Raw genomic sequence first — 18,882 nt, 5'->3', positions numbered from 1 at the left:
GTTATGGTTATTAGTATTATCATGGTATCCTTATTAATCACGTATAGTAGTATACGTATGTCTAGCAATTTATTTATTGATACGTTTAGCATCACGAATTCCAAAATAATGGACCAAATAACAGAACAATTTGATGAATTCACTGAATCTACTGTATCCGCATCACTTGAAGTAGATACGAACGGTACAATTAAACAAGCCCTTTTAGAAAATCACCAGACTGCTATTGATAAATATTCACTTTACTATGATATGAAATATGAAATGAATCGAATCTATGCAGAAGTGGATCCTAATGATGCCAATATGATTATCATGAACAAACAAAATGATATTTTCAACATGAATTATATTAAATGGCCTGTACAAGCAGATCAATTAGTGAATCATGAAATTATTACACGGATGGAAAATAATCCTGACCAAATGATTTATCAATTTGAAGATTCTGAAGTTACGAATCATGTACCAATGATTATTATTTCTAAAGCTCTGACACTTCAAAATGGGTACATTTATGGTTATCTATTCTTTTCATTAACGGAAAAAGACTTGCGGGATTTTTATGAAAGCTATACGAGTGAAGGAAATAATGTGTTACTACTCACTCCAAAAGGGGACATTATTTCAAGTAACCAACAAAACTTAATCGGAGAATCTTCGCCGGAATTATTGGACTACGCGCAAAGTTTTGAAGGAAAAGAATTAGAATACCGTAATGCAGAAGTTTTTGGACAACAGTTCACTTTACTCTCGCAATATATACCTAGCCTAGATATTTATCTCATTAATTTGATTGATCAAAAAGTCGTGTCAAATAACCTTGTGGATACAAATGAAATCATCTTTATTAGTATTGTAATAGTAGGAATCTCTGTTCTTGTTACATTTTTAATTTTAAGAAGAATGACTGTAAGCATTAGCACACTTGTTCATCAAATATCTGATATGGCTCGATATCAGTTCACGAAACCATTAAAGGAAACAGGAGGTTATGAAACAAGAAAAATCGCAAAAGCATTTAATTATATGTTAAATGAACTACAAGATTATGTACAAATTCTAATGAACACACAAGAAAAGCAAAGAAAGGCAGAATTAGAAGCATTACAACACCAAATTAATCCACATTTTATATATAATACACTTGCTTCTATCAAATTTATGATTAAACAAGAAAAAAAGGAAACGGCTTCTAATACAATTGATTCATTTATTGCTCTTATCCAAAATTCGCTAAGTAATATTGATGAAACAATAACAGTAGAACAAGAATTGGAAAATTTAAAGAATTATGTGCAGATTAATCAGGCACGATATGGTGATCGCATTAGAGTAAATTATTTAATCGCACCAGACTGTTTATCACTCACTATTCCAAAGCTTGTCCTCCAACCATTTATTGAGAATGCCTTTTTTCATGCATTTACAAAGAAAAAAACTGGTTATATTCAAATACTTATTGCACAAAAGCAAGATAAGCTCATTTGTGAGATCATTGATAACGGAGATGGGATGGTGCCAAATAGATTAGAAAATAATATTGTAAAATCTAAAGGGAAAAGACAACTCTTTAGCGGTATCGGTGTTAAAAATGTTCACGAACGAATTCAATTACTTTATGGAAAATCATATGGAGTGACAATCACAAGTGAACCCGGAAAAGGGACAAATGTTGTCATTACACTCCCCGCCAAAAACTAACTATCTCTATCACCAGCGACTTAATACGCTGGTGAGTTTATTTTTTATAGAAATCTAATCATCTAAAAATTTTTCTAAATCTAAAAATATTACAACTACACTTTAGGATAATATTATATTCTAAAAATAATTTTATTTTTTGCTAAAAATCATACAAGTAGGCTAAAAACAAATTTGTTACAATTTGATTACAGTGATGGAAACGTTTACATCACTAGTATAAATCAATTAGGGGGTTTTTACCGATGAAACAATCTTTATCAAAGAAATTATGGTTATTACTAGTAGCACTATTTACAGCCGCTATCTTAGTTGCTTGTGGTGACGACACAGATGGGGAAAACGCAGATAGTGATGGTGGTGAAGATGCTTCAGGCGGAGAAACAACAGATATCATTGCTTGGGCTTGGGACCAAAACTTTAATATTGCAGCATTAAACCTTGCGAATGAATATTATGAAAATGAAGATTTTAATATGGAAATTGTGGAAAATGCACAAGATGATATTGTTCAGAAATTAAATACTGGCTTAAGTTCTGGAACAATGAAAGGAATGCCTAATATTGTATTAATTGAAGATCAACGTGCACAAAGCTTTCTCCAATCCTATCCAGACGCTTTTTATCCAATTGGAGACTATTTTAATACAGAGGATTTTGCAGAATACAAAATTGCTCCAACTAGTTTAGATGGGAAACAATATGGACTTCCATTTGATACAGGTGCAACTGGTTTCTTCTATCGTACAGATTACTTAGAAGAAGCAGGTTATACTCATGATGATTTGGTTAACATTACATGGGCTCAATTTGTTAACATTGCAAAAGATGTTAAAGAAAAAACAGGTCATCCAATGCTTGCACTTGATCCGAACGACTTAGGTATTTTACGTGTCATGATGCAAACAACAGGAACTTGGTATACAACTGAAGATGGGAAAATTAATTTAGTAGACAATGAACCTTTAAAATTAGCTCTTCAACATTACAAAGAATTAATGTCAAATGATTTAGTACATTTAGTTTCTGACTGGAGTCAATATTTAGCTGCTTTTAATAGTGGTGATGTTGCATCCGTTCCAGCAGGTAACTGGATTGCACCAAGTATTGAAGCAGAAGCATCTCAGTCTGGTCTTTGGAAAGTCGCTCCAACACCTCGCTTAGATATGGAAGGTGCAGCAAATGCTTCAAACCAAGGTGGTAGCTCTTGGTACGTACTTAATATTGATGGGAAAGAAGCAGCAGCTGAATTCCTTGGAAAAACTTTTGGATCAAATTCTGAATTCTATCAAGAATTATTAACAGAAGTAGGCGCTATTGGTACGTATAAACCAGCATCAGAAGGTGATGCATACCAGTACGAAAATGAATACTTTGGCGGTCAAAAAGTAATCTATGAAATCTCTCAATGGATGGAAGAAATTCCACAAGTTGATTATGGTATGAACACATATGGTATTGAAGATATTTTATCTGCTGAAATTCAACAATACCTAGATGGCAAGAGCTTAGAAGATATGTTAGCTGATGCACAAGCTCAAGCTGAAAACCAATTTAAATAATTGATAGAAAGTCCTTAAGAGATACCTCAGGAATCGCTTTTCTTAAGGGCTTTCTTACCATCATGTTCAATGAATAAGGGGGATCGCTATGAGTCAATCGATAAACACAACTTCTAATCAAAAAAAACCAATACTTCAACGTTTAAAAAGAAATTATATTGGATGGTTATTCATCCTGTTATCTATTATTGGTATTTCATTATTTTACTTCTACCCGATGATTCAGGCATTTTTGCTATCATTACAATCAGGAATGGGTGCAAACTTAGACTATGTTGGATTCGACAACTATGTAAGGTTATTTAATGATCCTACTTTCATTACGGCATTAACTAATACAGTATTATACTTATTAATCCAAGTACCAGTGATGATTGTATTAGCTTTAATTTTTTCCGTATTATTAAATGATCCTACATTAAAATTCAAAGGGTTTTTTCGTACTGCTATTTTCTTACCTGCAGTTACTTCCCTTGTAGCATATGCAGTAATTTTTAAATATTTATTTGGTAACAACGGTTTAGTGAATGATTTTCTAATTAATCTTAATCTGATATCTTCTCCTATCGCTTGGCTTTCAGATCCATTTTGGGCGAAGGTTACGATTATTATCGCAATAACATGGAGATGGACAGGTTATAACATGATTTTTTACTTATCTGCATTACAAAATGTAGATAGATCGATGTATGAAGCAGCACGAATTGATGGGGCTAGTGCATTCCAACAATTTTTCTTTATTACTATACCGTTACTGAAGCCAATCATATTATTTACTTCTATTGTATCCACGATAGGTACACTACAATTATTTGATGAAGTAATGAATATTACAAGTGGTGGTCCTGGTAACTCAACAATGACCATATCTATGTATATTTACAATTTATCTTTTGAATATACACCAGACTTTGGATATGCGGCAACGGTATCCTATGTGATTTTGATTCTTGTTGTAATTCTATCCTTTATTCAGTTTAAAGTGGCAGGTGATAAAGAATGAAAAAGATAAAGCGAGTATTTACCTATATATTTTTAAGTATTGCATCCTTAGTATCTATCTTTCCATTCTTGTGGATGTTAATCAGTATGACAAATAAGTCCGTAGATGTCACCGCAGGCCGTTTACTTCCTGGTGGGCACTTGATAGAAAATATAAACAAACTAATAGAGCAGACTCAGATTGGTATTGCTTTATGGAACTCCTTTATTATCGCGATTATAACCACAATATTAACATTATTAATTGGTTCGTTAGCAGGCTATGGATTCGAGATTTATCGATCCAAAGGAAAAGATATGATATTCAGCATTCTGATTCTGTCAATGATGATTCCATTTGCAGCAATCATGATTCCTTTATATCGTTTGTTTGGTCGTATTTCGGCTGATGCTCCGTTCATTGGATTGGACACATTAGCAGCTGCCTTTTTACCAACCATTATCACGGCTTTCTTCATCTTCTTCTTTAGACAAAATACAAAAATGTTTGCTAGAGAATTGGTAGAAGCTGGGCGAATCGATGGATTAAGTGAATGGGGCATCTTTTTCCGTATCTATATGCCTACAATGAAAACAACATATGCAGCAGCATCGATTATCGCTTTTATGAACAGTTGGAACAATTACTTATGGCCATTAGTTGTATTGCAATCACCTGAAAAACAAACAATACCATTATTGATTTCTAATTTAGGTGCTGGTTACACGCCTGATTATGGTGTAATCATGACAGCGATTGTTGTCGCAACATTGCCAACTGCACTCGTATTCTTCTTAATGCAGAGATACTTTGTCGCTGGTATGATGGGTTCTGTAAAAGGATAAGATGTAGTTAAGAGTAATCAAAGAAATAGCTCTATTAAGGAATTTATTTTCCTTCAATAGAGCTTTTTTATATTATTAGATTAATTTGTTAAAATTGTCTTGGCTAAATAAGTCGGGTCTTCACTAACAGAAAAAGGAACGATACGAATGGAAAAAATGAAATCTTCTGCGTTCAGTTGATATTTCTTCAAAACGTCTGGCCCACAACTTGCTGATCCTAATCCATGTTGCTTATAATCCACATGTACTGTTAAACTATCTTGTTTCTTCAATTCATGTGTGTGTCTTGCCTCGTCTATGTTCTTTCTATCATACTTTTGAACACTAAAATCAAACTCTGGTGCACCTATAATAAGTAACCCTTGTCCCTTTTCTTCTGATAACGACATCCATTTTGTTTGGTGTCGATTACCATTTTCCTGTGGGACAGCGTAATTTGTAAATAATTGATCGACATTTCGATGCCATATACCAAATCGATTTGCTTCTTTACTATCTACATACGCTTCTCCAGGTCCCCTACCATACCATTTGACAATGTCAAACACTTGTGGCATTTTCATTTGTAAACCGATTCTAGGGAAATATGCTGGTGTATCTCCATTTAGTTCTCCACTAACAGTCACTTTCACATCACCACTAGCATATATTTCATAACTATAGCTCGTGTCAATTGACCACGCTAATTTCGGTGGTGCTATTCTTAGTTTTGTTTCCACTTTCACCTTTTTGTTATCTAGATCCATTTCATATTCAATACGTTCAAGTCGATGTTGCAACAAGTGGAGACCATATTGTTCCCAATACTTTTTATTACTAACAGGTTTCCATTGATTCGTCTCATACATATCATTATCAATCAAAGCACGCCAAAAATTTAACTGTGGTGATTGCGTAAGAAGCTTTTCCCCACGATACACCCATTCACTCAACTGACCGCTGATTTTATTAAAGGAAATGGTAAAATCTTCTCCTATGACTTGTAAACAACTATTTTGCTCCTTCACTTTAAGCGTGTGACATTGTAGTCTTGGTAATGGTGGTAATGTGGCTTTTGTTGGAATTTGATATTGCGCCCATGCTAATTCATAGCCTTTTTTTGCCCATATCGTGTCTCTTGCTAAAACAAATTGTATATTTACATAATAATCGGTATTTGCCGATATTTGATAAGGAAGCGTATAATCTAACTTCACTGCTTTCGTTTCCCATGGTTGGGTTCCTTCTAAGCACACAACGTTACTGTCTAGAATTCTTCCATCGACTTCGACTGTCCACACTAATTGTAAATGATTAAGTGAGATAAAGTCATATCGATTTGTCACATAGACAGTCTGCTTATCCCATTCTACACGTTCTACGATAACAGGCTCTAATACCTTTTTATACTCTAACAGAGCTGGGGATGGGGTATGATCAGACATGACTAATCCATCCATCACAAAGTTGGAATCGTTAGGCTCGTCACCGAAATCGCCGCCATATGCGAAGTACTCTTCCCCTGATTCGGTTGTTTTGCGAATACCATGATCCATCCATTCCCAAACAAAACCACCTTGAAGTCTTGGATAACGATAAAAGGTCTCCCAGTATTCCTTCAATGCGCCAGGACTATTTCCCATTGCGTGGGCATATTCACATACAATATGCGGTGTTTTTAAGTTTCCTTTTTTCCCTACTCGTTCCAGTATATCGATATCTGTATACATTGTCGTAAACACATCTGAGGAGACAGGATCTTCATTAGGGTTCTTATCACTCGCATTCATTATTGTACGGCATTCCCCTTCATAATGAACAAGTCGGGATGGATCACGTTTCTTTGTCCACTGATACATTGCATCATGATTCTTTCCATATCCAGATTCATTTCCTAATGACCACATAATAATACAAGGATGATTTTTGTCACGTTCAACCATACGAATCATGCGGTCAAGATACGCTTCTTGCCACTCGCTATCCTCACTTATTTCATGCGGTTTTCCAATGTATTCAAAGCCATGGCATTCTAGATCTGCTTCATCGATTACATACAAGCCGTACTCATCACATAATTTATAGAATGCAGGATCATTTGGATAATGCGCAGTTCGTACTGCATTGATGTTATGCTGTTTCATCATTTTTACATCTTCTATCATCCAGTCAATTGGAACAGCCTTCCCATAATCGGGGTGGTGATCATGCCGATTCACCCCTTTTAATTTAATTGCTTTTCCATTCACCAAAAGTAAGCCATCCTTCAATTCAATGGAACGAAACCCTACCTTAATTGGTATGACCTCCATTGTTTTCCCATCTTTTTTTACGGATAAAAATAGCTGATACAAATATGGATTCTCTGCACTCCATTTAACAGGATTGGTAATGGAACAAGAGTGTGTTATCTCTTGTGTGCTAATTATCCTCTCTTCTTGCATCACAAGTTCGTTATTTGCGTTATACAATTGATATTCGATGTGGTAACCTGCCACTGAGGCCTGATTAAGTGTTGATTCGATAGACAATACTGCATTCTGATATGCACTATCCAAGTCTGTTTTAACAAAGACATCTTGGATATATACTTGTGGTCGTGCCATTACATATACATCACGGAAAATACCACTTAACCACCACATATCCTGATCTTCAATATAGCTAGCATCAGACCACTGATATACTTTTACTACAATTGTATTTACCCCAACTTTTGCGACGTTCGTAATATCAAATTCAGCTGGAATTCGACTGCCTTGACTATAGCCAACCTCCTTATTATTAACCCAAAGGTGAAAAGCACTATCGACCCCTTCAAAACGTAGAAAAATATTCTTTTTGTCCCAGGTAGAATCAATCTTAAATTCCCTCTGATATACGCCAGTAGGGTTTTCAGTCGGAACCCTAGGTGGATCGATGGGGAATGGATATTGTTTATTGGTATAATGCGGCTTTCCATATCCTTGTGTTTGCCAATTTGAAGGAACATATAATTCATCCCATTCTATATGTTCCATCTTCTCCATATGAAAGGAAGCTTCTTCTGGTGTCTGAAAATAGGCAAATTTCCATTTACCATTTAGCAATGTAACATATTCAGAATTATGCCTTTGTCCTGTCCATGCAGTACTGAGATTAGTATAAGGAATATAGTGTGCTCTAGCTGGTTGACGGTTACGATGTAATACAGATACATTCTCCCAATCTTTTATCATGTGATGCACTCCTGTTCTATATTTGGTTGACGAATAATTTGGTTCTTTCTGTTAGTTCACTTAACTCTTTCTCTCCATAGTTCGGAAGCTTTTTCACTAAAGCACTTCCTAATCCTACAGCAACTGCTCCTACTTCGAAATAGTCAGACATATTGTCAAGCTGTACTCCTCCAGTTGGCATTAACGGAATTTGAGGTAGCGGCCCTTTGACGTCTTTTAAATAATTGGCACCTAACGCCGTTGCCGGGAAGACCTTCACAATATCTCCTCCAAATTCATATGCTGTTAAAATCTCTGTTGGAGTCATTGCCCCTGGAATACTAATGACACCATATCTTTTTGCAATTTTTATCGTATTTTCATTTACTGTAGGTGAAAAAATGAATTGAGAACCTGCCATAATGGCAGCCCTTGCCGTTTCTGCATCTAATACAGTTCCCGCACCGACAATCATTTTACCATCGTACTCTTTTCTAACCTGTTCAATCACTTGTAACACATTCGGTGTATCAACCGTTATTTCTACTATTCGTATTCCGCCTGTGTATAGTGCTTGGGCCACTTGTAATATCTGATGAGAAGGCACACCTCTTATAATCGCTACCAATTTATTATCATATATACTATTTAATACATCAGTCATACAACATTCTCCTTTCTATCGTCTAACATCTTCCTTGTCTCTTTGAATAAAATAATGAATTTCTTCCATGCTTGGTAATCCTTCCACATCACCATTAACCATTGTCACCATTGCACCAACGGCGTTTCCACGCGTAACTGCGTCTTCCATTGATAACCCTTCCAAAAGTCCTGATAAGAAACCTGCGGCAAACCCATCTCCTGCTCCAACAGGATCTACCACTCGATCAACTGAAAAACTAGGTACAAATCCGCTTTCATTTTTGGTAAAGTAATGTGCACCTTTACTACCCTCTTTTAACACAACTTTCGAGGGACCGTTTTCTAAAAAGAAATTTGCATACTCAGAAATGGTATAGTCGCCGAATATATACTGAGCTTCACTAACTCCCGGCAATACGATATCTGCTCTCTTTGCAATTGTTTTTATCACTTCACGTGCCTTTTCCTTCGAACTCCATAGCTTCACCCTAATATTCGGATCAAACACAACAGGTACATTATGTTTATTCGCTAATGATATCGCATACATAATTGTTTCATAACAAGTTTCACTTAATGCAGGAGTAATTCCTGTAACATGTAGGTATCTTGCATTTGCAATATACTTCTCATCTATATCTTTCTGTGATAACTGGCTAGCAGCAGAACCCGCTCTGTAATAATACACTCTCACATCTTGTTCATGACGTAGCTCTTTAAAATAGACCCCTGTCGGTAAGGATGCATCTCGTGTAACTTGCGAAACATCTACACCTTCTCCTCGCACAAAGGAAAGTAATGCCTCTCCTAGTTCATCTTCACCAATTCTACTAATCCAACCAGTTTGATAACCTAACCGTTGTAATCCAATCGCTATATTGGTTTCTGCCCCTGCAAATTTTCTAGAAAATGTATTGGCATATCTCATTTTTCCCTCTGTATTCGGGGTAAACAATGCCATACTTTCTCCAATAGTTACTACGTCCATTTGTATCCCTCCTACCATTCTGCAACTGTGCCATCTTTGTGTCTCCAGACTGGATTACGCCAATCATGACCATTTTTAGACATTTCCCTTACTTTATCTTCATTAATTTCAATTCCTAACCCTGGCCCTTGTGGGATATTTACATGACCATTTTGATAATCAAATACAGATTTATCTACAATATAATCCATTAAATCGTTTCCTTTGTTATAATGAATGCCTAAACTTTGTTCTTGAATAAAGGCATTGTGTGTCGTTGCATCCACTTGCAAACACGCTGCAAGCGCAATTGGACCTAAGGGGCAATGTGGTGCAATTGCAATATCATACGCCTCTGCCATTGATGCTATTTTCTTCACTTCTGTAATACCACCTGCATGTGACAAATCTGGTTGAATGATATCTACATAACCTGATTCAAAAAGTGGTTTAAAATCCCAACGTGAATACATTCTTTCACCAGTTGCAATTGGAATACTTGTATGTTTTGTAATCTCAGCTAATGCCTCGTTATTTTCTGGTAATACTGGTTCTTCAATAAACATTGGGCGAAAAGGTTCTAATTCCTTTGCTAAAATTTTTGCCATTGGTTTATGGACCCTGCCATGAAAGTCGATACCAATACCCACATATTTACCTACAGCTTCGCGTACAGATGCAATTCGATCTACAACACGATCTATTTTTTCATAGGAATCTACATATTGGAGTTCTTCTGTCGCATTCATTTTTACTGCTGTAAATCCTGCATCTACTACTTGTGTTGCGGCTTTCCCTACATCACTCGGTCGATCTCCACCAATCCAGGAATATACTCGAATCGTATCTCGACAGGCACCACCTAATAATTGATACACGGGTGTGTCAAAAAATTTCCCTTTAATATCCCATAAAGCTTGATCTAGCCCGGCAATCGCACTCATTAATATAGGACCACCTCGGTAAAATCCAGCACGATACATCACATTCCAATGATCCTCAATTTTTAATGGATCTCTTCCTATTAAATATGTGGATAGCTCCTTTACTGCTGTTTCTACAGTAGCAGCTTTTCCCTCAATTACAGGCTCTCCCCATCCAGTAATTCCTTCATCTGTCTCGATCTTCACAAAGCACCATCTCGGTGGCACGATAAATGTTTCAATATTTGTTATTTTCATATTTTCCATTCTCCCTAATTAGAGACATATCCTAATTTACTAGAAATACGTGCACTATGTTTTTTTATTTCCACAGCTAATTCACCATTCACTCTTTCTTTTGTCATTCTATCAATTGGACCTGCAATACTAATAGCTGCAACAACCTTCCCACTATAATCATAGATTGGTGCAGCAATACACCGAATTCCATTTTCATGTTCTTGTTCATCTATTGCATATCCGCTTTCCTTAATCATATCTAATTCTTCTAACAATTTTTCCTTCGTTGTGATAGTTGTATCTGTAAACACAGGCAATCCTTTATCTGTAATCAATTGTTCAATTTCCTGTTCTTTGAAACCTGTTAATAAGGCCTTCCCCACTCCTGTACAATGCATATATGCTCTTTTTCCAATTTGTGAATACATACGGATGGTCTGATTACTCTCCACCTTATCGACATAAACAACTTCTTGTCTATCGTGGATACATAAATGCACCACCTCTTTAGAACTTGCTGCTAACAATTCTAAGGAATCTTTAGCTAATGAACGGATATCCAAGTCATTAAGCAATGAACTTGCTAATACCAAACATTGTATCCCTAGTTGATAGTGTCCATTATGTGTTTGTTGGACATACCCTCTATTTGATAACGTTTTCAAAAGTCGGTGAACAGTACTTTTAGCTAAGTCCATTTCACTTGCTAATTCCGTAATTCGAATACCGTTTGGATACTGCGCAAGTAATTCTAGAATAGTAAATGTCCGTTCAACTGATTGCACTTGTGACATAAAACACCCCTTAATTGTTCCACAATACGGAACATGATTCTTTATAATGGAATATATTTATTTTATCTAATTACTCATCCATTCGTCAAGATATTCTACAAAAAAATACCTTTTAACAAGTACTGCTTACTTGTTAAAAGGTATTCCATTCTCTAGTCCCCCACCAACACCGAAATCTTTATCAAATACTTATCAAATCCTTTCACAGATAATTCGTCCAACAATATATCCTCATAAAAGTACCCGTGAAGGTTTAAATCATAATCGTTCGCATACTTAAGTAATCTCGTATATGTCTCCTCAATGGTTGCATATCCACTCGTATGATAGGCAGTTAAATAACGACCTTTTTTCTTACTGAAATTCTTATCCCCTGCATTATTTACTTTCGAATAGAGATAATCATATCTCAAATTATCTCCACTTAGAATATGTTCGACACGAATCATCCATCCCTCAGTCACTGTGGTAATATCCAACTTTTCTAAATTTGTATAATGACGTTGAATACAATCGTAGATATTCTTCTCACTAGTAATAGCTTTAGCATTTGTCACAATAAGGAAATCTTCTACATCCTTATACTCTACAGTGATGTCGGATGTATTAATTGCAATCGCTTCTTGCGTAATTGCTATCTTTTCCTTTACTAACACCTTCATTTTTTCTAATTGTTGCATTTTTCTAGTGATGGTCTTCTCTTCCGCTTCTAATACCTCAATCAATTTTTCTGGGGAACGATGATCTAGATATACTTTTATGTCCTTTAACGGCATATCTAATTCCTTCAATGTCGCTATCGTATGGAACACATCCGCTTGATAAATAGAATAATATCTATAGCCATTCGAAGTAATGTGCTCAGGTGAAAAGATGCCCATTTTATCATAATAAAACAATGTATCTTTACTTACATTCATTAATTTTGCAAATTGACCTGTCGTTAAATGAATTTGTGGATTAATGTCCATAAATCGCTTGACCTCTTTTCGTTTTTACCATGATTACAAATAACCATACATATGTCTCTTTCTTACTACAAAATAGAAACATACAAGTACAGAGAGAAATTCCGCTATTGGTAGCGCCATCCATATCCCTGTTACTCCAAATACCAATGGCAGCACGATTAAGCCACCTAGTTCAAATACCAATATTCTCAAAAAGGAAACAATAGCTGAGATCTTTCCATTAGAAAGGGCTGTAAATAACATCGATGTAAAGATATTCAAGCCCATAAATAAAAAGGCAAAACTAAAAATAGGAAAGCCCTCTATTGCGATAGAATAGACAACCGTATCTCCACCAATCATTGCCTTAATGAACAATGGTCCAAATACATACGCCATCACGAGCACGGCAAGTGAACTGATACTAATAAAAAAATAACTTCTCTTCACAATAAATTGTAACTGCGTCGTTTGTTTGCTTCCATATTTGTAACTGATAATTGGTGCGATACCAATGGAATATCCCATAAAAATAGGTGTAAGAAACATCATTACATATAGCATAATTGTAATAGCAGCAACACCATCTACCCCAATATAATGTAACATCATGAGATTAAAGGCAATCGTGACAACAGAGGAAGAAAGATTCGTCATCATTTCAGATGAGCCATTTATACAAGCATGTAGTAGAACTTTTTTCTCTATTAATGGCTTCACAAAATGTAGGACACTATTTTTAGAAAAAAGGAAATATACAACCCCTATTAATGCAGGAACTATAATACCAATTGCCGTCGCTATTGCCGCACCTTTCATACCCATGCCCATCACCGCAATGAATATGTAATCAAGCACAATATTTAACCCACCACCAATTAGTGTAATGAGTAAATTCAACTTCGGCTTTCCTGCTGTCACAAAAAAGTTCTCAAACATTACTTGAAGAATAAGGAACGGACTAAATGCAAGGATTATTCTCGCATACGTAATCGTATAGTCGAAAAGTTGCGCTGTTTCATTCGCCCCAAGCAATCCCAATATCTGCTTAAGAAACACTTGCCCTATAATCATAATAAGCACACCAAGCAAAAATCCACATACTACAAGAAACGTAAAATTACTCCGCGCTTCTTTATTATTCTTTTCTCCCATTTTTTTTGCAATAATCGCACTCCCACCAGTACCAAGCATTAATGCTATCGCAAATATGACAGAATAGAATGGCATAAATATATTAATTGCCGACAATGCCGTTGCATTCACGTATCGTGCTACAAACATCCCATCCACCATTGTATAAATCGAAATAAATACCATCACCGCAATGGTAGGTGTAGTATATCCAATCAGTGATTTTAATGTATAATTTTTTTCAAATTGCTGTGTTTCCATTCCTGACATCTCCTCTACCCTAAAACAATAAACCTATCCTAAAGTATGGAGTAACACTATAGTCAAGAGCAAAAGTAGAAATAACAGTACATACAAAAAAACTAGACCTACACCACATCTAAATAGTGGCAAGCCTAGTTTTCCTTAGGGGCATATTCTCACAATCCCCCATATCTCCTATGTCGCTGTTGATACTCTTCAATTGCCCGCAAGAATTCCTCTTCATTGAAGTCTGGCCATAGGACATCTGTAAACAGAAATTCTGTATAGGCTAATTGCCATAATAAGAAATTACTCAAACGCTTCTCGCCACCAGTACGAATAAGCAAGTCTGGTTCTGGAATATCTGCTGTATATAAATAGGATGCGATATGTTCCTCAGTGAGATCCTCTTGTGCTAACTTCCCTTCTTTTATATCTGACACCACTTCTTTCATCGCATGAAGGAGTTCACTTCTACTACCATAGTTCAATGCAAAATTCAGTTGCAACCCTGTATTATCCTTTGTCCGTTCGATTGCATACGCCATTGCTTCCCTTGTATGTGCAGGGAGATTATTCACATCACCAATTGCTTGCACACGCACATTATTTTCAATCAATTCAGGTAAAAAAACATGCAAGAATTCTTTCGGTAATTTCAAAATAAAATCAACTTCTGCCTTTGGTCGTTTCCAATTTTCTGTAGAAAAAGCATATAACGTCAAATACTTCACATTACGAGAAGACGCTGCTCTCACCACTTTCATTACTGTCGATATTCCCTCTTTATGTCCTGCAACCCTAGGAAGCCCACGCTTTCTCGCCCATCTACCATTCCCGTCCATAATCATCGCAATATGGTCAAGTGTAAAATCATCTTCTGTATATACTTTTTTATTATTCAAAAATGGGATTTTCTTTAACATAATTATTTCCTCCATTCCATTCCTGTCTTTAAATTATTCGTATGCTTCACATTCTTTAATGTAGCAACAATAAGAAAGCTCACAATGAGTAACAATACCCATGAACTCACTTTTCCTAAATGCACAAGACTCCACGCATCGCTTTGATTCGGATATTCCCATGCCCCAAAAAATGTAGCAATATTCTCAGCAATCCAAATAAAAAATCCAATGAGAAAAAAGGAGAGTGCAATCGGCATTTTGTAGCGAATGCCACCTACTTCATATGTGACCCTTGCCTTCCAAAATACGAGAAGGACAAGCACTGCAAGAAAATAACGGATATCTATAACATAATGATGTGTAAAAAAGTTCAAATAAATACTTGCAGCAAGTGGCACAACAATGATAAAAGGAGGCCAATTCTCAAGCTCTACTCGAAGTCGTCTCCATGCTTGGCATAAGTAACTCGCCACACTTGCATACATAAAGCCACTATACAACGGAACACCAAAAACTTTGCTATACCCTTCTTCTGGATATGACCATGAACCCATATGGACTTTGAATAGCTCAAGTGCTAAACCAATAAGGTGAAAAAGAGTAATAACTTTCAGCTCATCCGCAGTCTCTAGTCCTGAACGATACATCCACCACTGCATCAGCAAAAAAATCAGAAGTAGCCAATCATATCGAGGCAAAAAAGGAAGAGAAATCCATTGCGTGAGTGCAAGTGAACCAAAGATGACGACAGGAAACACACAAGATTTTGCCTGTTCCATACCAAATCGAAACAATTGTGCACACATGTGTATGACTTTTTTTCTTAATGGTGTGGACATCACTAGCTCATTCATCCCATACAACCTCCATCACTCTTTTAATTCTTCGTCCTTTCTATATTCCAATATATCTCCAGGTTGACAGTCTAACGCTTTGCATATTGCCTCGAGTGTTTGGAGTCTGATTGCTTTCGCTTTCCCATTTTTCAAAATAGAAAGATTCGCCATTGTGATTCCAACACGATCCGACAATTCTGTCACACTCATTTTTCTTTTTGCTAACATTACATCTATATTAATAATAATCGCCATGTTTTCACCTCAGACTGTTAAATCATTTTCCGATTTGATGTTAATTGCCTCTTCTAATAATCGCTGAAGAACAGAAGCAAAAACTGCTACAACGAGTGAGGATCCCATGATGACAAGTCCAATGACAATAAGTCCAGGCGCATCATCCCACTCCGCAATCATATAAGCAAATGGCAATGCAAGTAAGTATAAACAACTGATTATTTTGGAGCTATTCTTAATCTTTTTTAATGCAACGACAGACAAATCAGAGAATGCTTGATTGCTATCGATATATCCTAATAATTTAATCGTTTGAAATAAGGCAAGATAAAATGGCACTGCGGAAATATACATAATTAGTAATGTAAGTAATACAATATAACCAAGTTCTCCTCCATTTTGAACTTCTTCGATTGCTTTTAGTGCAATTTTCGGCAATGTAAATACGCCTAATACAAATGCTGGTACACCAATCAGCATCACAACTAATTTCAAAAATGATGTGGACACTTGTTTCAAAAAAATCACCTCATTCATTATTCTATATCGATAATAGCAAAGTATTTATCGTAAATCAATAAATTTTTAACGTTTTTATATATTATTTTTGTCAAATTGTGGCGTTTTATGCAAAAAAAGAAAAAAGATGTATACCATTTTATTTAATCAGATGGTATTACACCTTTTTATACTTCAAACTATTTATTAATGTATATCAATTATAAGTTTACTTTTTAAAATAAATTACACTATATATTTATTGTTATTATTTAACTTTAAAATTTTTAATACAGTTTCTGGTTGTAGCTTTCTATTTATATTATTAAGAAATGTCCCATAATAACTTTCCAAATCTTCTATAGTTTCTTTTAAATCAATAGGTTTAGAGAACTGTTCGCCCTCAACTTCCCAAAATGAAACAAAATTGTTATGATTCTCAAAAATAGAAGGTGGTATTTCATCTCTATCTAATTTCCACTTTAGAAAATATAATCCCACAATATAATTTCTGTTAGAAATCTTTTCTACAATAAATATGCCATCACCTTGTTCGCAAGCATCTCTTTTAAACGCTATTGTCTCCGTACTTGATATTATTTTAGAATTTATATTATTATTAATAAATAAGATTCTAAAGGTTAGTTTATTTTTAACAATTTGGTTAATTAATTCCTTATAGTCAACAGTGTTTTTCATTATACTAGTAATCATAATAAACCTCCTATTCATTTAGTAAAATCAGTAAATTCTCTGCATTTTTACCAGTTATATAATCAATTTCATACTCATTGAAAAGATTCTGAATATATAGGGGGAAACTAGCTTTATCCACAGTTTTAAATATCGTAGTAGTATGCTCGAATTCATTATAATTTGCATCTACAATTACTATGGTATAAGTAGAAAATCCATTTTCTGTTGGTTGCTTAAATATAAATAATCCAATTGTTTCCAACAATTCTTCATCCTCTGAATCTTCTCGTTCTAATTCTACAAATTTAATGTCTCCACTAAGCAATCCAAAGGAGGGGAAATGCTTAATAACTGCATCTTTATCGATTTCGTCTTTGTAAAAGTCCGGGGAAATTTCAATCATATTTTCATAAATTTCCTCATTAGTCAAAAATTGAATATCTTTATTTAAAGTGTTAATTAACATATCTTTTCTATCTCCTTCATGATAATTTATTAACTCATTTCTAAATTTTTTAGTTAGCTTATCAAGTTTATTTACATCAATTACTAATCCATGTTTAGAATAAACATAATTATGATCTTGCAAATAAGTAGTATCCTGAACATATCGTTCCAATAAAGTACAAATATCCAATAGCATTTCTATATCTTTAGGACCGTACTCTTTGTTTGGATAATTCAAAACTTTTCTTGTGAGTTTCTTTGCCATTCTATTCACATCAGATTTAACATCCTGCGCATACCCAAATTTTCTTACATCTATTTTTTGTTCATCAACAAAATGTTTTAAATCATCCACGCCTCCTTTATTTATTGCCAAATTAAGAATTCTAGCATGCCCATTTATTGAAATCTTTGAGTTACCACCTGTTTTAAAACATCCTCGTATTTCTTCTAAAGTAGTATATAATTCTTTACTCAACATTTTTTTCTCCTCTCATTTGATATAATTTTATTATATATTACTAAACAATTAAGAAATGAGACAAATTGCGAGACAAAATTTAATTCTTTTTATAAAGACTCCATCAGTAAAGTATTAGAAAAATTTTATATATACCAAAATTATACAACAACGTTATCCTGACTTTTAATAGTAAAAGAGCATCCAAGCACATATCATATTAAGAATGAAGTAATTCATGTTAAAATTTATTATATTTTACATAAATTCCTCAATTCAAATTTAAATACGGTTATGAATAAAAAAACTCGCCTCTTATACGTGTATACGTACTTTTTTGAAATATTGAAATTAGTAAATTGCTACAGATATCAATAGAATATGATTACCTATTAAACGCTTGTTAGGACTGTCTATGTCCATACTTGAATTTACCAAAGTCTTAATATACCCTTTTTAACAGAATTAGCACTTAAGAACTATTTAATTTATTCCAATAACTGTAAATTCTACATAACGTATTTTTTAATCAACAAAAAGCATAAATAATAATGCAAATAAATAACAAAGGTAGAATAATACTTTGATTTATTTACATTACCTATCATTTAAGAAAGTATGTTTATTATAATGAT

General features: G+C 34.7%; 17 protein-coding genes. 4 read left to right on the top strand and 13 right to left on the bottom strand.

Features of this window, described 5'->3' with window-relative positions; translation table 11 throughout:
• The first annotated feature begins 57 nt into the window (after positions 1-57).
• The 4 genes from ACFOZ1_RS08960 to ACFOZ1_RS08945 all read left to right on the top strand — a co-directional run bounded on the left by ACFOZ1_RS08960 (position 58) and on the right by ACFOZ1_RS08945 (position 5,093).
• Positions 58-1,704 (top strand): sensor histidine kinase, encoded by a 1,647-nt coding sequence (locus ACFOZ1_RS08960; RefSeq protein WP_390198601.1) that lies wholly within the window; start codon positions 58-60, stop codon positions 1,702-1,704.
• A 245-nt stretch (positions 1,705-1,949) separates the two neighbouring features.
• A complete protein-coding gene (locus ACFOZ1_RS08955) occupies positions 1,950-3,266 on the top strand; it encodes an ABC transporter substrate-binding protein (protein ID WP_390198599.1) in 1,317 nt (438 codons plus the stop codon).
• A gap of 88 nt (positions 3,267-3,354) precedes the next feature.
• The gene (locus ACFOZ1_RS08950; RefSeq protein WP_390198597.1) at positions 3,355-4,269 is read left to right on the top strand and encodes a carbohydrate ABC transporter permease; all 915 of its coding nucleotides are present in this window, start codon (positions 3,355-3,357) and stop codon (positions 4,267-4,269) included.
• Positions 4,266-5,093, top strand: coding sequence for a carbohydrate ABC transporter permease (locus ACFOZ1_RS08945; RefSeq protein WP_390198595.1), 828 nt, complete (start codon positions 4,266-4,268; stop codon positions 5,091-5,093). The genes ACFOZ1_RS08950 and ACFOZ1_RS08945 overlap by 4 nt, the downstream gene beginning before the upstream one ends.
• 80 nt (positions 5,094-5,173) lie before the next feature.
• Here the strand turns inward: ACFOZ1_RS08945 and lacZ are convergent, their stop codons facing one another.
• The 13 genes from lacZ to ACFOZ1_RS08880 all read right to left on the bottom strand — a co-directional run bounded on the left by lacZ (position 5,174) and on the right by ACFOZ1_RS08880 (position 18,265).
• Positions 5,174-8,290 (bottom strand): beta-galactosidase, LacZ type, encoded by a 3,117-nt coding sequence (gene lacZ, locus ACFOZ1_RS08940; RefSeq protein WP_390198594.1) that lies wholly within the window; start codon positions 8,288-8,290, stop codon positions 5,174-5,176.
• A 16-nt stretch (positions 8,291-8,306) separates the two neighbouring features.
• Positions 8,307-8,933 (bottom strand): bifunctional 4-hydroxy-2-oxoglutarate aldolase/2-dehydro-3-deoxy-phosphogluconate aldolase, encoded by a 627-nt coding sequence (locus ACFOZ1_RS08935; protein ID WP_390198592.1) that lies wholly within the window; start codon positions 8,931-8,933, stop codon positions 8,307-8,309.
• Between the two features lie 15 nt (positions 8,934-8,948).
• Positions 8,949-9,902, bottom strand: a complete 954-nt coding sequence (locus tag ACFOZ1_RS08930) for a sugar kinase (RefSeq protein WP_390198590.1) — start codon at positions 9,900-9,902, stop codon at positions 8,949-8,951.
• An 11-nt stretch (positions 9,903-9,913) separates the two neighbouring features.
• Positions 9,914-11,062 (bottom strand): galactonate dehydratase, encoded by a 1,149-nt coding sequence (gene dgoD, locus ACFOZ1_RS08925; RefSeq protein ID WP_390198589.1) that lies wholly within the window; start codon positions 11,060-11,062, stop codon positions 9,914-9,916.
• Positions 11,063-11,076: 14 nt separating this feature from the next.
• Positions 11,077-11,838: an IclR family transcriptional regulator gene (locus tag ACFOZ1_RS08920; RefSeq protein ID WP_390198587.1), complete on the bottom strand. Its 762-nt coding sequence runs from the start codon at positions 11,836-11,838 to the stop codon at positions 11,077-11,079.
• A 152-nt stretch (positions 11,839-11,990) separates the two neighbouring features.
• The gene (locus tag ACFOZ1_RS08915) at positions 11,991-12,809 is read right to left on the bottom strand and encodes a MerR family transcriptional regulator (RefSeq protein ID WP_390198585.1); all 819 of its coding nucleotides are present in this window, start codon (positions 12,807-12,809) and stop codon (positions 11,991-11,993) included.
• A 33-nt stretch (positions 12,810-12,842) separates the two neighbouring features.
• Positions 12,843-14,183 carry an MATE family efflux transporter gene (locus ACFOZ1_RS08910; RefSeq protein WP_390198584.1) on the bottom strand — a complete coding sequence of 447 codons (1,341 nt, stop codon included), beginning with the start codon at positions 14,181-14,183 and terminating at the stop codon, positions 12,843-12,845.
• Between the two features lie 158 nt (positions 14,184-14,341).
• On the bottom strand, positions 14,342-15,094 hold the full coding sequence (locus ACFOZ1_RS08905) for an isoprenyl transferase (protein ID WP_390198998.1): 753 nt from the start codon (positions 15,092-15,094) through the stop codon (positions 14,342-14,344).
• Positions 15,094-15,927 (bottom strand): DUF817 domain-containing protein, encoded by an 834-nt coding sequence (locus ACFOZ1_RS08900; RefSeq protein ID WP_390198583.1) that lies wholly within the window; start codon positions 15,925-15,927, stop codon positions 15,094-15,096. The genes ACFOZ1_RS08905 and ACFOZ1_RS08900 overlap by 1 nt, the downstream gene beginning before the upstream one ends.
• A gap of 15 nt (positions 15,928-15,942) precedes the next feature.
• Positions 15,943-16,164, bottom strand: a complete 222-nt coding sequence (locus tag ACFOZ1_RS08895; protein WP_390198582.1) for a helix-turn-helix domain-containing protein — start codon at positions 16,162-16,164, stop codon at positions 15,943-15,945.
• A 9-nt stretch (positions 16,165-16,173) separates the two neighbouring features.
• Entirely contained in the window at positions 16,174-16,665 is a 492-nt protein-coding gene (locus ACFOZ1_RS08890; protein ID WP_390198580.1) for a DUF2975 domain-containing protein, read from the bottom strand.
• Between the two features lie 225 nt (positions 16,666-16,890).
• A complete protein-coding gene (locus ACFOZ1_RS08885; protein WP_390198578.1) occupies positions 16,891-17,358 on the bottom strand; it encodes a hypothetical protein in 468 nt (155 codons plus the stop codon).
• Positions 17,359-17,368: 10 nt separating this feature from the next.
• Positions 17,369-18,265 (bottom strand): hypothetical protein, encoded by an 897-nt coding sequence (locus ACFOZ1_RS08880; RefSeq protein WP_390198576.1) that lies wholly within the window; start codon positions 18,263-18,265, stop codon positions 17,369-17,371.
• Positions 18,266-18,882: the final 617 nt, after the last annotated feature.

This window comes from Gracilibacillus marinus, from assembly GCF_042651725.1.
GTDB lineage: Bacteria > Bacillota > Bacilli > Bacillales > Amphibacillaceae > Gracilibacillus > Gracilibacillus marinus.
The sequence above is the reverse complement of the archived record's forward strand: the minus strand, read 5'-3'. Positions and strand labels throughout refer to the sequence as shown.